The 15088-nt window shown below is 41.2% G+C and carries 11 protein-coding genes and 2 riboswitches; of the genes, 2 read left to right on the forward strand and 9 right to left on the reverse strand.

From position 1 onward, the window contains the following. Nucleotides 1-166: 166 nt before the first annotated feature. Nucleotides 167-2353 (reverse strand): malate synthase G, encoded by a 2187-nt coding sequence (locus CSV64_RS12760; protein ID WP_099634967.1) that lies wholly within the window; start codon nucleotides 2351-2353, stop codon nucleotides 167-169. A gap of 390 nt (nucleotides 2354-2743) precedes the next feature. Then, a riboswitch (cobalamin riboswitch) is annotated at nucleotides 2744-2876 on the forward strand. A 148-nt stretch (nucleotides 2877-3024) separates the two neighbouring features. Between CSV64_RS12760 and metE the strand changes: the two genes are divergently transcribed. Then, a complete protein-coding gene (metE, locus tag CSV64_RS12765) occupies nucleotides 3025-5319 on the forward strand; it encodes a 5-methyltetrahydropteroyltriglutamate--homocysteine S-methyltransferase (RefSeq protein WP_099634968.1) in 2295 nt (764 codons plus the stop codon). Between the two features lie 317 nt (nucleotides 5320-5636). On the opposite strand, the gene ribH is transcribed toward metE, so the two are convergent. From ribH to cyoE, 8 genes are all read right to left on the reverse strand, one after another. Next, nucleotides 5637-6104 carry a 6,7-dimethyl-8-ribityllumazine synthase gene (ribH, locus tag CSV64_RS12770; RefSeq protein ID WP_099634969.1) on the reverse strand — a complete coding sequence of 156 codons (468 nt, stop codon included), beginning with the start codon at nucleotides 6102-6104 and terminating at the stop codon, nucleotides 5637-5639. A 12-nt stretch (nucleotides 6105-6116) separates the two neighbouring features. Further along, nucleotides 6117-7310: a bifunctional 3,4-dihydroxy-2-butanone-4-phosphate synthase/GTP cyclohydrolase II gene (locus tag CSV64_RS12775; protein ID WP_099634970.1), complete on the reverse strand. Its 1194-nt coding sequence runs from the start codon at nucleotides 7308-7310 to the stop codon at nucleotides 6117-6119. 14 nt (nucleotides 7311-7324) lie between these two features. Next, on the reverse strand, nucleotides 7325-7969 hold the full coding sequence (gene ribE, locus CSV64_RS12780) for a riboflavin synthase (protein ID WP_099634971.1): 645 nt from the start codon (nucleotides 7967-7969) through the stop codon (nucleotides 7325-7327). A 3-nt stretch (nucleotides 7970-7972) separates the two neighbouring features. Continuing rightward, nucleotides 7973-9061, reverse strand: coding sequence for a bifunctional diaminohydroxyphosphoribosylaminopyrimidine deaminase/5-amino-6-(5-phosphoribosylamino)uracil reductase RibD (gene ribD / locus CSV64_RS12785; RefSeq protein WP_099634972.1), 1089 nt, complete (start codon nucleotides 9059-9061; stop codon nucleotides 7973-7975). Between the two features lie 144 nt (nucleotides 9062-9205). Continuing rightward, nucleotides 9206-9355: riboswitch (FMN riboswitch) on the reverse strand. 57 nt (nucleotides 9356-9412) lie between these two features. Then, complete coding sequence (gene menC, locus CSV64_RS12790) at nucleotides 9413-10525, reverse strand: o-succinylbenzoate synthase (protein ID WP_099634973.1); 1113 nt, start codon at nucleotides 10523-10525, stop codon at nucleotides 9413-9415. A gap of 13 nt (nucleotides 10526-10538) precedes the next feature. Beyond that, nucleotides 10539-11357, reverse strand: coding sequence for a GNAT family N-acetyltransferase (locus CSV64_RS12795; protein ID WP_099634974.1), 819 nt, complete (start codon nucleotides 11355-11357; stop codon nucleotides 10539-10541). A gap of 11 nt (nucleotides 11358-11368) precedes the next feature. Further along, nucleotides 11369-12496: a M20 peptidase aminoacylase family protein gene (locus CSV64_RS12800; protein WP_099634975.1), complete on the reverse strand. Its 1128-nt coding sequence runs from the start codon at nucleotides 12494-12496 to the stop codon at nucleotides 11369-11371. Between the two features lie 137 nt (nucleotides 12497-12633). After that, on the reverse strand, nucleotides 12634-13545 hold the full coding sequence (gene cyoE / locus CSV64_RS12805) for a heme o synthase (RefSeq protein WP_099634976.1): 912 nt from the start codon (nucleotides 13543-13545) through the stop codon (nucleotides 12634-12636). Between the two features lie 542 nt (nucleotides 13546-14087). Here cyoE and CSV64_RS12810 point away from each other — a divergent pair. Further along, nucleotides 14088-15080 carry an ABC transporter substrate-binding protein gene (locus CSV64_RS12810; protein WP_233190470.1) on the forward strand — a complete coding sequence of 331 codons (993 nt, stop codon included), beginning with the start codon at nucleotides 14088-14090 and terminating at the stop codon, nucleotides 15078-15080. Nucleotides 15081-15088 lie beyond the last annotated feature (8 nt).

Raw genomic sequence — 15088 nt, forward strand, 5'->3', positions numbered from 1 at the left:
ACGTATCACCTTTCTCTTTGACTTGTTTCTCGACAATTCAAGTATAAAAGAAATTGGTGATCACGTGCATTTTTTTGTTCAATTGTTTGAGAACCCCAACATTTATTATAGAACCAAAAAACCGACTCTCTTTCGTTAGTGAAAGAGAGTCGGTTTGGAATGGTTATTAGTTTTGTACTGTCGCTTTTTGTTTTGCTTTTGCTTTCGCTTCAATACGTCGAGCATGCAAGATTGGCTCTGTATATCCACTCGGCTGTTCTGCTCCTTTAAAGATCAGGTCAGATGCAGCTTGGAACGCGATGGAATCATCATAGTTCGGTGCCATCGGCTGATACAATTCATCATCCGCGTTTTGCTGATCCACTACTTTTGCCATTCTCTCCAACGTTTCCTCTACTTGTTCTTTCGTACAAACGCCATGACGTAACCAGTTTGCAATGTGCTGACTCGAAATTCGTAATGTCGCACGGTCTTCCATTAATCCGACATCATTGATATCAGGAACTGTTGAACACCCTACTCCTTGGTCGATCCAGCGAACTACATAACCTAGGATTCCTTGTGCGTTGTTATCTAGTTCCGATTGTACTTCTTCAGCAGACCAGTCCGCATTAGGTGCCAATGGAATATCAAGGATACCATCGCGGTAATCAATTGAACTATCGATTCCGGCTTGCACTTCTTTAACATTTACTTCATGGTAATGCAATGCATGCAAAATGGCAGCTGTTGGTGATGGAACCCATGCAGTGCTCGCTCCCGCTTTTGGATGAGCGATTTTCTGTTCAAGCATCGCAGCCATTAAGTCAGGCATAGCCCACATTCCTTTACCAATTTGCGCGTGTCCAGGTAGACCCGCTCCTATTCCTACTGCCACGTTTGCAGATTCATAAGAAGATAGCCATTCAGATGTCTTCATATCCGCTTTGCGAATGACTGGGCCTGCTTCCATAGATGTATGGATTTCGTCACCTGTACGGTCAAGGAATCCAGTATTGATAAATGCAATACGCTCTTTCACTTCGTTAATTGCAGATTTCAGATTCAGTGACATTCTGCGCTCTTCATCCATAACCCCAATTTTAATCGTATTGCGCTCAACACCTAGTAGATCTTCAATACGATCAAATAGTTTGTTTGCAAATGCCGCCTCAGCTGGACTATGCATTTTCGGCTTTACGATGTAAATGGATTTGTGAAGCGAGTTTTTAAACTCTGCGTTTTCTTTAAAGTTATGCGTAGCAATCAAAGATGTAAGAACACCGTCCAAGATGCCTTCAGGTACTTCGTTGCCATTTTCGTCGAGGATCGCATTGTTAGTCATTAAGTGACCTACGTTACGTACGAACATTAATGAACGACCACGCAGCGTCAACTGCTTGCCATCACCAGTATACGTACGATCGGCATTTAGTTTTCTTGTAACTGTTTTACTACCGCGCTTGAATGTAGATTCCAAGTCACCCTTCATTAGACCAAGCCAGTTACGGTATACGCCAACTTTATCTTCAGCATCCACTGCGGCAATCGAATCTTCACAGTCCATCAACGTAGAAAGTGCCGCTTCAAGTACTAGATCTTTCACGCCCGCTTTATCACTTTTACCGATTGGATTATTCTTGTCGATTGCGATTTCGATATGCAACCCATTATTCACTAACAATACAGCAGTCGGCGCGTCTTCACTGCCGTTATATCCAACGAACTTGGACTCATCTTGCAATAGAGCTGTGTTACCGCTTTCAAGCGTCACTTGAAGTTTACCTTCTACAATTTTATAAGCTGTTACGTCTGCATGAGAACCCTCAGCTAAAGGTGCTGCTTGATCTAATAAGTTCTTCGCAAAATCAATAACCTTCTGTCCACGAATCGGATTGTATTGAACACCAGCTTCAGCACCCGCTTCATCACTAATTACATCCGATCCGTAAAGTGCATCGTATAGACTTCCCCATCTAGCATTCGCTGCATTTAATGCATAACGAGCATTATCAATCGGTACTACTAATTGTGAGCCTGCTTGGTTTGCGACTTCATTGTCAACGTTAGCTGTTGTCACTTTGAAGTCCTCAGGAACTGGCTCTAAATAGCCAATCTCTTGTAAAAACTCTTTATATTTAGCGAAATCAATCTCGCCTTTATTATTTTGGTGCCATTCGCTAATGGTCTTTTGCAATTCATCGCGTTTTTCTAATAGCGCTTTGTTTTCAGGAGCAAGTTCATGAATGAGCGAATCAAAGTTTGTCCAAAATTGTTCATTTTGAATTTCTAAGCCCGGAAGAACTTCTTCTTTAACGAAGTTATATAGTTCTGTTGCGACTTGCAATTTACCTACTTTTTCATAGTTTGTCATGGATAAAAGCCACCCCTTAATATTTTTTGCGCTATTCTGTTGTATAACATATAGCGATGAACACCTATCATCGTCTAGTATTCGGCAACACCCCATAGCCTGTCGATCAAAAATCGACACATAAAAGACCAATGACTTCTTCGATTGAAGACGTGTTAGTACATATCATACCTAAAGTCTAGTATACTTTCAACCGAATTGTGAAAATTTCCACATCATTGCTATTTGGATTTAATACGTGCTATTTTCAACAGTTATATAACAGTAGAGCTATTATTCCGTTTCATTATTTAAGTTCACTATTTTTTAAAAAAGTATCCTTGATTAAATTCTGTTAGCAAGTTGACACACTATTTTGCATGTGATAGCTTTAGAGACAATCATCTGAATTGAATAGTTTGAAAAGTAGGTGGAATGAAAATACTTTCATTTCTTAAAAGGGAATCCTTTTCTCGGAGCGGTCCCGCCACTGTGAAGACGCTGATGCGTCCAGCCAGACACCTGCCTATTTTTCATGACGCTTAATCCTACGGTGAATAGGGAAGTGTTAGACAGACGCAGTCTATAAACGCATGTTATTTATGGCATGTTATTTTATATGTACTCGCATTTCTAACATTTCCCCTAGAAATGTTTTTTTATTGCAAAAAAATTCAAGGGGGAAATTATCCATGGTAAAAAGCAGCATAGCGGGCTATCCCGTAATAGGTGAAAATCGTGAATGGAAACGAGCACTTGAGGCATTTTGGTCAAAGAAGATTTCAGAAGATGAGCTTCTTCAAACAACGAAAGAGATTCGCTTAGCGAACTTGAAGAAACAGCAAGATGCTGGGGTTGATGTCATTGCTGTAGGCGACTTTACATTGTACGATCGCGTACTGGATACGTCTGCGATGTTCGGAATTATTCCTTCACGGTATAACTGGAAAGGCGGACAAGTTTCTACTTCGACATACTTTTCGATGGCTCGTGGTAATGATGAGGCAGTCGCTTCCGAAATGACAAAATGGTTCAATACGAACTATCACTATATCGTGCCTGAATACGAAGGTCAGCGTTTTGAACTGACTGAAAACAAACCGCTAGCTGCTTATCGTGAAGCAAAGAAAGAACTAGGTATTGAAGGTAAACCTGTTCTACTTGGCCCCTATACATTACTTAAATTATCTAAAGGGTTTGAAGATAAAGATGTACCATCCATCATCCTACAACTGATTCCACTTTATCAAAGAGTACTAAAGGAATTACAGGATGAAGGTGTACAATGGGTTCAAATCGACGAGCCAATTCTATGTACATCGATTAGCTTAGATGAAATGAAGACCGTTACAGAAATTTATTCACAGCTGACGAAAAATCTGAATGGACTGAACATTCTTCTACAGACATATTTCGATTCAGTAGAACATTATACAGAAACAATCGCGTTACCAGTTGCAGCGATCGGTCTCGATTTCGTCCACGGACGCGAGAAAAATTTAGAATATCTGAAGCAATATGGTTTCCCTGGAGACAAAGTGCTTGCAGCAGGGATTATAGATGGACGAAACGTATGGCGATCAAATTTACATGAAAAACTAACATTGGCTGAAACTATCCATCAGCAAGTCTCACTTGATAAATTGTGGATTCAACCTTCATGTAGCTTGCTCCACTCACCTGTGACGACTCGCTCGGAACAGAAACTAGATCCAACTATCTTGAACGCATTAGCATTCGCCGACGAGAAGTTGCAAGAAATAAAAGCTATTCAAACAGCTCTACAATACGGAAAAGAAAAATTCACTAATGTATTTGAAAACAGTGAAGCAGCATTGACTGCATTTAACGCCCTTCCCGCACGCAATAATAAAGAAGTGCGTGAAGCGACTTCCGGAAGTCTACTCTCTGATAGTAAGCGGAATCTTCCTTTCGCGGAGCGTAAAGTAAAGCAACAGGAAAAATTCCAATTGCCGCTCCTTCCCACTACTACAATCGGTAGTTTCCCACAAACACCAGAAGTACGGGCTACACGGAATAAATGGAGAAAAGGCGAAATTACGAATCAGCAATACAAAGACTTCGTTCATGCTGAAATTAAAGAATGGATCGATATTCAAGAGGACTTGGGACTTGATGTCTTGGTGCATGGTGAATTTGAACGTACAGACATGGTGGAATATTTCGGTGAAAAGTTAGACGGCTTTGTCTTTACTGAAAAAGCATGGGTACAATCCTACGGTTCACGTTGTGTTAAGCCACCAATTATCTTTGGAGATGTTGCGTTCACGAAGCCAATGACTGTTGAAGAATCTGTTTACGCGAAATCTCTTACTGATCATGAAGTAAAAGGAATGCTTACGGGCCCTGTAACCATTTTAAATTGGTCATTCGTTCGTGATGACCTGTCCAGAGAAGAAGTAACAAACCAAATCGCACTTGCTTTGCGTAAGGAAATTGAAGCGCTTGAGGCAGCTGGTATTCATATGATTCAAGTCGACGAGCCAGCACTTCGCGAAGGTCTTCCATTGAAGAAAACTGAATGGAAACACTATCTAGATTGGGCTGTTAATGCATTCCGCGTATCTACTGCTTCAGTGGAGGATACGACGCAAGTTCATACGCATATGTGTTATTGTGATTTCAACGACTTTATCGAAGCGATTAGCGCACTGGATGCAGACGTAATCTCTATCGAAACTTCACGTAGTCACGGCGACTTGGTCGAGGCTTTCAATGAGTATCATTATGACAAAGGAATCGGTCTAGGCGTCTACGACATCCATAGCCCACGCGTCCCTGCAGTCGAAGAGATGACGGAAATTATCAACAAAGGTCTTGAAGTTCTCGAGCCTAACCAGTTCTGGATCAATCCGGATTGTGGTTTGAAGACGAGAAAGCGCGAGGAGACTGTTGCAGCATTGAAGAATATGGTGATTGCGACTGTACAGGCACGAGAAAAGTTAGGCGTAGTAGCGGTAAAATAACGAATTTAAGACAGTTCAAGAAATCAACACGATTTCTCGGACTGTCTTTTGTTCGTATCGAGATGGATATAGAACAACATGTATAGGAGTTCATGATGGGTTTTGCGCTACACAGGGACTAGTTAGAAGACCCCGCCACCCCCTTGCAATGTCAGTGGGTGATGTAAGTACCCTCACTTGGTAAGTAGGATTGAAACGGAACCTCGAGCTTCAATCCTTTCGTTGACACACTATGAATTTGAATTACACAGTATAAAAGAGGACGCCCCGTGAAGTAAAGTAACTTCCAGGACATCCTCTTTTCACTTTATTAATAATCAGTCAAACTGCTTCGTTAGATTTGCCATCTCAATAGCGGACACTGCTGCGTCCCAGCCTTTGTTCCCCGCCTTAGTCCCTGCACGTTCGATTGATTGCTCAATCGTATCCGTTGTGAGTACGCCGAAGATTACCGGGACACCCGATTGCATGCCAGCTTGTGAAACACCTTTTGCCACTTCATTACAAACAAAGTCAAAATGAGGAGTTGCACCACGAATGACCGTACCGAGCGTAATGACTGCATCATACTTTTTCGAATCCGCCATTTTCTTTGCAATCAATGAGATTTCGAATGCGCCTGGCACCCATGCTATGTCTACATCTGCCTCGTCTACACCATGACGTTTAAACGCGTCCTGTGCACCTGAAAGTAACTTCCCTGTGATGAATTCGTTAAACCGCCCTACGACGATGCCTACCTTTAAACCCGTACCTACTAAATGCCCTTCGAATAAATTACCCATTTTCATCTCTCCTCATAAAGTTAATAAATGACCTAGTTTTTCCGCCTTTGTGTGTAAATACTTTTCATTTGCTTCATTAAAAGGTAGCTGGATTGCAACGCGTTCCACTACTTCCAATTCATATCCTTTTAAACCAGCGATTTTCTTTGGATTATTCGTTAACAAACGCATTTGCGTAATACCAAGTTCCCGTAGAATTTGTGCACCGATACCGTAATCACGTAAATCAGCAGCAAACCCAAGTTTTTCATTCGCTTCTACCGTGTCATAGCCTTGTTCTTGCAGTTCATAGGCTTTTAGTTTATTGATCAAACCTATACCTCTGCCCTCTTGTCGCATATACAACAATACACCGCGCCCTTCTTCTTCAATTTGGGAAAGAGCAGCTTGCAGTTGTGGACCACAGTCACAACGGCATGATCCAAAAACGTCACCTGTTAAACATTCTGAATGAACTCTAACTAGGACCGGTTCTAGCGTCGTAACATCACCTTTTACTAATGCAACATGTTCTTTTCCTGTCAAGGTTTCGGTATAGCCAACCATACGGAACTCGCCATAATCTGTCGGCAACTTAATCTCTGCTTCACGAATGACTAATTGCTCTCGCTGTAGACGATAATGAATGAGGTCTTGAATGGTGATTAGTTTCAAATCTAGCTCTTGCGCCATCTGACGTAACTCCGGTACACGCGCCATCGTTCCGTCCTCACTCATGATTTCACAAATTACACCGGCCGACGCGCTGCCTGCCAATCGCGCCAAATCTACTGCAGCTTCAGTATGTCCTGTACGTTCTAGTACACCACCTGACTTCGCTACAAGTGGAAATATATGCCCCGGACGTTTGAATTCGCCTGCTGTTGCATTCGTTTCCATCATTTTTACGATTGTATCTGCTCGTTCAAATGCACTGATTCCGGTATGCGTAGAGTTGTGATCGACACTAATCGTAAACGCAGTACCATGTGAATCTGTATTATTATCGGTCATCATTTGCAAACCTAGTTGTCTTGCTTTTTGTTCTGTTACAGGAACACAAATCAAGCCTCGACCTTTTGTTGCCATGAAGTTGATAATTTCAGGCGTAACCTTGTCGGCCAACGCCACAAAATCCCCTTCATTTTCTCGATCTTCATCATCCACCACGATGACAACTTTACCTTGACGTAAATCTTCTAACGCATCTTCGATTGTATGAAACATCTTCATTCACTCCTTCACATAAATCCGTGTTGTTGTAAAAAGTCTTTCGACATCGTTTGATCTGTATCTAATCTTTTTCGCAACATGTTCTCAACATATTTAGCGAGCATATCGCATTCGAAATTGACTATATCCCCTACTTGCTTTTTCGCAATGACGGTCATTTCTTGTGAGTGCGGGATCAACGAAATCGTTATATCCGTATCTTTCACTTCGAAGATCGTCAATGAAGTACCATCCAATGCGATTGAGCCCTTATGTAATAAATAGGGATTATATCCTTGCGGTAAGGACAAGCGTATATATAACGCATTATCAACAGTTCGCTTTTTACGGATTGTGGCTATTCCATCTACATGTCCCGTGACAAAATGTCCACCCAATCTGCCATTTGCTGCGAGTGCTCGCTCTAGGTTCACAGGACTTCCCGTTGCTAATTTTCTTAAGGATGTAGAGGATACGGTTTCAGGCATAACGTCCGCCGCAAACCGGTCTTTTGAAAAGCTCTTTACCGTTAAACAGACACCATTGACCGCGATACTGTCTCCAACACTCACATCTGTCAATACAAGAGATGCAGCGATCGTTAGAGTCATAGATTGAGCACCAGGTTGTATTTGCTGAACTAAACCAATCTCTTCAATTATTCCTGTAAACACTGTTCAATCACTCTCTTTCAGTACAGCTGTGATTTTAATGTCCGGACCGATCATTTCCACACTTTTAAATGTTAACGGAAGAGCCTCACTCATCAATAGGGGGTCCAGTCCACTAATCGGTGTCAAAGATCCAATTCCACCTAGTAATTTGGGCGCTACGTAGCAAATGACTTTCTGCACAGCTCGCGCTTTTACGAATGAAGCATTAATAGCCGCCCCACCTTCTACGAGCAACGTCATGACATTACGTCTTCCTAGCTCTAGTAGAATATCTTCTACAATTAGTTGAGGTTTCTGCATTCGGATAATCTGGACATGCGGTTTCTTGAGTAACTTTTCACGTGATAATTCCGCATATTTTCCGCAAAAAATCCACGTCGGTGCTTCTGCATTTTGAATGATCTGGCTAGATTCCGGTGTTCGTAAAGATGTATCTAAAATAACTCGAATAGGATGTTGTCCACCTAGGGGCAGTCTGGTGGTGAGAAGAGGATTATCATGAAGAAGCGTTTGCACACCTACTAAAATTGCATCTTGCGTATGTCGAAGCTGATGGACATCGAGTCGTGCTTGCTCACTCGTCACCCACTTACTATCTCCTTTTGAAGTCGCAATCTTACCGTCTATCGTCATAGCTGTTTTCATTGTCACATGAGGTGTTTTGTTTTTGATAAAATGAACAAATGGTTCGTATAGTTTTTTTGCGCGTTCAACACAAACCGCCTCCGTTACCTCCACTCCTGCTCCACGAAGTTTTGCAATGCCTTTACCTGCGACAAGCGGATTTGGATCCGTTATCGCAACATAGACACGTTTGATACCCGCTTGAATAACGGCATCAGCACAAGGTGAAGTTTTACCAGTGTGTGAACAAGGTTCCAGCGTTACAAACAAATCAGCACCCGTTGCATTTGCTCCCGCCATATCAAGTGCGACTCGTTCTGCATGACGCTCTCCCGCTTGTAAATGTGCACCCATTCCAATAATTCGGCCATCTTTTACGATGACTGCACCTACCGGAGGGTTAGGAGAGGTTTGACCTGCCACATTTTCAGCGAGTTGCAAAGCCATTTCCATATAATTTTGATTCATTGAGCAACACTCCACTTACGGTATTCCTCTAGTGACAATTCTACATACAAAAAGCCCCGCAAAAGAGTATGCGGGGCTTGTAACCATGACTAAATAAACGTTATAAACAGTAATGAAAAATTCATTACATGTAGTATATACGCACTGTTCCTTCTCTCATCCAGACTTTAACTGTCGGCTTTGGAGTTTCACCAAATCCACCTTCTGCTTTAAATAAAGCATCCGGGTCACGGACTAAGAGCCTGTAAGCTCATCACCGTCGGTAGGGAATTACGCCCTGCCCCGAAGGAAACATATTCGATTAATTATGAGTCTAGCACATGTGATGACTAAATAACAACAGCTGAATAATTATTCAGATAAAAATACCCATTTGTCGACTGTAAATTGTTCCACTGCTTTCATGTTAGGAATATACCCTATACCATCTTCGGTCGGAACCGTAATATAACCTTCAGTAGCCACTACTTCTGGCGTAATAATATCTTGTTCCCAATAACGTGAAGACCCTGCTGTGTCGCCTGGCAACGTGAAATTAGGTAATGTCGTCAAGGCGATGTTTTGCGCTCGGCCAATACCCGATTCCAGCATGCCGCCACACCATACATCGATACCTTTTGTTGCACAATAATCATGGATTTTCTTCGCTTCTGATAAGCCACCCACTCTACCAATTTTCACATTAATAATTTTACAACTACCCAGTTCGATAGCTTTACGTGTATCTTCCAACGAATGAATACTCTCATCTAGACAGATAGGTGTCTTAATTTGTTTTTGCAGTGTTGCGTGATCAATAATATCATCCGAAGCGAGTGGTTGCTCAATCATCATCAAATTAAACTGGTCCAATTCTTTCAACAACTCTACATCCTCTAGCGTATATGCTGAGTTGGCATCCGCCATTAATGGTACATCAGGATAGGCTTGTCGAATGGCGCGAATCACCTCCACATCATACCCCGGTTTAATTTTCACTTTAATGCGCTTATATCCTTCTTCTATAAAGCTTGTAATATTGGCCAATAAATCTTCAACATTTTCTTCAATTCCAATGCTGATACCAACTTCAATACGTTGACGTTTCCCTCCGAGTGCTGCGGCGAGCGTCATATGGTGATGCTTCGCATATACATCCCATATCGCCCCTTCAATTGTTGCTTTAGCCATATTATTTTTGCGGATATGTCCAAATAAGCCACTTACTTCATCAGGATGTGTAATAGTTTTGCCAAGTACTGCTGGAATCAAGAAATCGCGCAGCATATGAATCGTAGTTTCGGTCGTCTCTTCACTATACCAAGGTGCCGTAAACGCGACAGACTCTCCCCACCCCTCATGACCATCCGCGTCTGCGACAGTCGCCAACAGAAAGTCTTTCTTCTGAATCGTTCCGAAACTTGTAGTAAACGGATGTTTCATCGTCATGTTCATTCTACGAAGTGTAACCGAATTAATTTTCATTGGATAAGCTCCTTTAATTTTGCAACGGAATAATGGATTTCTTGCAGAACCGATAGTATTGTACAGATTCTTCTGTTCTGCATACATCAATCAAAGCAAATCCTTCGCCACTCAGTTGCTGAAATATAGTTCTCGTCTTCATTCGCCATTCATAAGACAATTGCGGATTTTCTTTCTTGATCAATTGAATATGTTTAGGAACTGGTACTTCTATCGCTTCCGCCTGTAACCATTCATTCGTTTCCGGCAATTGCATGATCGGGTGCGCCTCATCACTCAAGCGAATTGGAAAGGGACGACTATACACTAGATTAGGTTGCCATTTCTCCAACACACGCGGACTATCAATCCACCAGGCAACTTGAAAACGATCAGTCGGCAAGCCTTTGTTTAACCCATCGTCCATTTTCCCATAGCAATCCACTATATAGTCATAACACACACCGTATAATTTTGAAGTATTCAAGTAGGCGTTGCGACTTTCAAGGGGGTCAAATGTCCAGACTATTAACCGATAGCCCATTTCGCGCGCAAGACGTAGTTGCTCTTCTTTTAACAACTTGCCAATACCTTTCATCTGAAATTCTTCATCAACCGCAAGCATATGAGAGCATAAATATATTTGGCCATTCGAATAACCTGCAAAACTATAAGAATAGCCGATCATTCGCTCCTCTAGAAACGCCCCAACAATCAATCCACCATTTTTGACCGCTGTAATAGTCTGATGGACAGGGATTGGTTCCATTCCCCAAATTTGTTTCTCAAGCATTTGCATGGAATGGATATCTTCGATAGCTGTCACTTTTCTGAGCTGTAAATCCTTCTTCATACTGTCACCTTCTATTTTTTTGATTGGAATGTTAATTCGATGGCAGTAGTCAGAATTTCAACTCCCGTTGCCAGCGCGTCTTGATTAAATGTCATGTCCGGATGGTGAAGTCCTGGTGTTAAGCCGCACCCCAAACCTAGCATTGCACTTTTAACGGTGGGCCGTTTGACAGAATAAAAATGGAAATCTTCCCCTCCAGGCGTGACAACGGTACGTGTAGTTTTCTCTTCACCCACCACTTTAGCAATCGCCTGATACAGTAGATCTTCCGCTTCAGTATTTACTTCCGCCGCGACCATTTCTGCCATTACTTCATAGTTGATTTCTACATCGTATTGTTTTTCTATCGCTTGAATTACTCGCTCTACCTTTTCGTATAATTCATCCATAACTTTATTTTCCTGTGCGCGTAAATCCAAACTGAATTTTGCATTTCCTGGTATAATATTTGCAGATTCGCCTCCCGCTTGGAACATCGTCATCTTCGCTGAATGAGAAACCATTGGATTACAATGAATAGACTGTAAACCTCCCACTAACGAAGCGCCAACCTCAATGGCATTCTTTCCTTGATGCGGTCTTGCGCCATGTGCTTCCGTTCCTTTTATTGTTCCACTAATCATTTTCGCTGCACCGTGACGCAGTGAGGCAGCGGAGCAACCGTCAGCCATTTCATCTGCAGCCCGTACATGAACGCCAAATAAGTAATCTATATCATCGATCAACCCTTGCTCAAGAACAGCTAGCGCACCTTTCCCTTTCTCTTCTGCAGGTTGGAAGAATACTTTTAATGTTCCTTTTTGAGGAATTCCACGTTCTTTAGCCATAAGCAACGCGCCAACTCCCATTGTCATATGTCCATCATGTCCGCATGAGTGATTCGCTCGATAGACACCGTCCACTTCTTGCCACAATGCATCTATATCTACACGTAATCCAACTACTGGCTTGCCTTCACCGATCGTCACATATAATCCCGTTATTCCGTCGAATACATGTACATTAAATCCTTCACGCTCAAGATATTCCTTCAAATATGCCGTTGTTTTTGTTTCTTTCCAACTCACTTCCGGATGACTATGCAAATGCGCAAACACTTCATCCAATTTCGGCTTCAGTAACTGTACTTGCTCATTCATTAAAGCGCCTCCCAAAATCTACTATTCATTGTTATATATTGAATTATTTAATCCTGACTTTTCAAACTTCTCAATAATTCTAACATAAAAAAGACTTCTCTTTCACGTTGTGTGAAAGGAAGTCTTTTTCGCATGGTTTAAAAAGTCCAAAGGATCATCATGCCAAATAATAACGTCATGTAATTGACTGAGTATAAGAACATGAAGTTAGCCCACTTATAATCATCTTTTGCATAGAACCCGTAGATACTAGCCGCAATATATCCAAGGTTCATCAATGTCGCGATGAAAATGAATGTAGTGCCGAACATCGTTAATAAAAAAGGTAACGGCAATAAACATAGTACATACACGAGCATTTGGCGTTTAGTAAAATTAAAGCCATAAACGACAGGCAACATCGCCACATTAGCCGCACTATAATCTTTGTACTTCTTCATAGCGATCGCAAATGTATGAGGCATTTGCCAAATAAATAGTATAGCAACCAAAACAATCGGTACAACATGATCCGCCGGCATTATAGCTGCCCACCCAATGAGAGGGGTAACTGCGCCTGACACACTACCAATGACCGTATTTAAAGTATATTTGCGTTTAGACCACATGGTATAGGGTATTACATACGTAAACCATCCGATAAATGCATAAATTGCCGCTTCTAATGTAGTGAATAATAATAATAACATTCCAATTCCCGATAATATCAAACCAATATTTAATACGGTTTTTAGAGCAAAATTACCTGTCACAGTCGGACGGTTTTTTGTTCTTTCCATCACCGTATCAATATCAGAATCAAACCAGTTATTCATTACAAGCGCACCTGCAACAAGAAAGGTGCTACCTATCATGGTTAGCAGAAACACACCCCAGTTACCGGTGAGTGTCATACCTGAAAAATATAGTGCCAACCAAAACCCCGTAAAAACCGGAAATATATTCGCGATGAGTACAGGTCCTTTAACTAATGATTTAATATCCGAGAAGAAGGTAGACGCCGAGCGGCTTTGAGTAGTACTCGAAACAATATGGGCTTCTTTCGTCATATGGGTCCGTTCTCCTTTTACGTTACATTTAAATATTTTTTCCATTCGTACATATAACTATATCATTTTCTTAAAAGCAAAATCAAAAAATCAGGACAATTCCTTATAAACTGTTACAAAGATTTGTCCGAAGTGCATAAATAAACATATTGTATGATAAATTTTCCTTTTTTATACACAGTCAGCATACTATAAATTATCATTTGTCTCCATTATTCGACAAAGCCCGACCCTATACCCCTTATAGGCTAGCACCTCCGTTCACCCACCATGATCCATCGAACACCGTTTACTTTTTTCATTACAAAACACAGCTAAACATCTCTTTAAAAGCGCATAAAATCAATAGTTTTCTAAATAATTAAATTGATATTAATTTAATTATCCTGTAAACTCGTTTAATAGTACCACGAGAAAAATGATGGTTTTTCCTTGATCTCTTGAACTATCTACACATTATATCTCATGTCTGATTTTAAGAGATTCGAGCAAAAAACAGCATTTCGTGATGAAAAAATATAAAAAAGAAAGGGTTTGATTTTTTGAGAAGGATTATGTTGTTTTTATCTGTCTTTACATTACTACTATTAACAGCGTGCGGTAATAGTGACAGCAAAGATTCAATTAGTACAATTAAACTGGCAGATGCAGGATGGGATAGTATTCGTATCCACAACGGCATTGCACAAATTATATTAGAAGAAGGCTATGGCTATGACACGGAGATAGTAAACGGTACTTCTTCTGCAACATTGCAAGCGTTGCAGCAAGGTGATCTACAAGTGTATACGGAAGTTTGGTCTGATAACTTGGGTGATGCGTATACAAACGCAATTGACAGCGGAGACATTGAATCCGTATCGACAAACTTCGACGATAACTCACAAGGCCTGTATGTTCCTACATACGTTATTAAAGGCGATCCAGAGCGCAATATTGAAGCAGTAGCTCCAGATTTAAAAACTATTAAAGACTTAGAAAAGTATCCCGAACTATTCAAAGATCCTGAAAACAAGGATAAAGGACGGATCATCGGTGCACCATCTAGCTGGATAATTAGTAAACACTTAGATGAAAAGCTAACTACTTATGGATTAAATGAAAAGTTTACGTATTTGGCTCCAGGTTCAGACTCATCTATCGTAGCGGACTTAGCTAGTGCATATAAAAAAGGTGAGCCTTGGGTTGGATATTACTGGTCCCCTACTTGGGTGACTGCAACATACGATTTAACTCTTCTTGAAGACGAGCCATTTGATCAAGAGGCTTGGGATAAAGACAAGTCTGGCGCATTCCCTCCGAATGATGTTTTCGTCAGCGTTCACAAAGACTTGAAAACACAGGCTCCTGAAGTAGTAGAGTTCTTAAGCAATTACGAAACTAGCAGTGCATTAACTGAAGAAGCATTAGAGTATATGGGCGATAATGAAGCGAGTCCAGAAGATACTGCAAAATGGTTCATGAAGGAAAATGAAGAACTTTGGACTTCATGGGTACCTGAAGATGTTGCTGAGAAAGTAAAAGCAGCACTGTAATACTTCAT

This window comes from Sporosarcina sp. P32b (assembly GCF_002743335.1).
Classification (GTDB): Bacteria; Bacillota; Bacilli; order Bacillales_A; family Planococcaceae; genus Sporosarcina.